Raw genomic sequence first — 834 nt, forward strand, 5'->3', positions numbered from 1 at the left:
CTGCGGCGGCCGCCGCGGCCCGGGCCCGCGCCGACCGCGACATGGACGACACCGTCGTCCTGGACCGGGCGATCGGTGACGGCCCCGAGGACCACCGGCGGACCCCGGCCGGCGACGAGGGCTCCGGGAAGACCGACGCCGACGCCGTCACCGAGGACGGTCCGGACGGGACCGACCCGGACACCGACGGCTCCGTGGACTCCCGGGCCACCGACGGGGACACCGACCGGGACACCGATGGGACCGCCCCGGAGGAGACACCGCTCGCGGCCCGGACGAACGGCATCGCGCCGTTCCCTCCGGCCCCGGGCGACCGCACCGACGCCCGCAGGACCGACGGTCACGCCCACGACGGGACCGGAGCCGCGGACGCGGCCGGCACCGACGTGAGCGCCCCGTCCGGCCACACCCCGTCCGACGACACCGACGTCGACGCCACCGGGGTCGACGCCACCGGTGCGGGCAGCACCGCGACCGACCCCGCCGAGGACGACACCACCGGCACGGCCGCGTCCACGGACGCCCCCGGGACCGGCGCCGACGGCGACCGTCCCGCGGACACCGCGTCCGTGGACGGCGCAGCCGCGGACAACGGCTCCGGGGAAACCGGATCCGGGGACGGCGGCTCCGCCGGTACCGAACCCGAGACCGCGGCACTCCCGACGATCCGCCCGTCCGGCCGTACACCGATGGGCGGGCCGCTCCCGGCCCGCACCAACGGGTCCCGTCCCTCCCCGTCGCGACGCCCGGTCATGCCGGCCCGCGGCGCCGGACCGGCGCTGCCCACCCGTGGGCCCGGCCGCCAGGGCCCGCCCCCGGCACTGGCCCGCGGAC

1 pseudogene is annotated in these 834 nt (G+C 79.7%); it reads left to right on the forward strand.

Annotated features, from left to right (window positions below):
• Nucleotides 1–834 (forward strand): annotated as a pseudogene (locus GTW08_RS26460) (hypothetical protein); the annotation flags it as partial.

Source organism: Pseudonocardia sp. SID8383 (genome assembly GCF_009864975.1).
Classification (GTDB): Bacteria; Actinomycetota; Actinomycetes; order Mycobacteriales; family Pseudonocardiaceae; genus Pseudonocardia; species Pseudonocardia alni.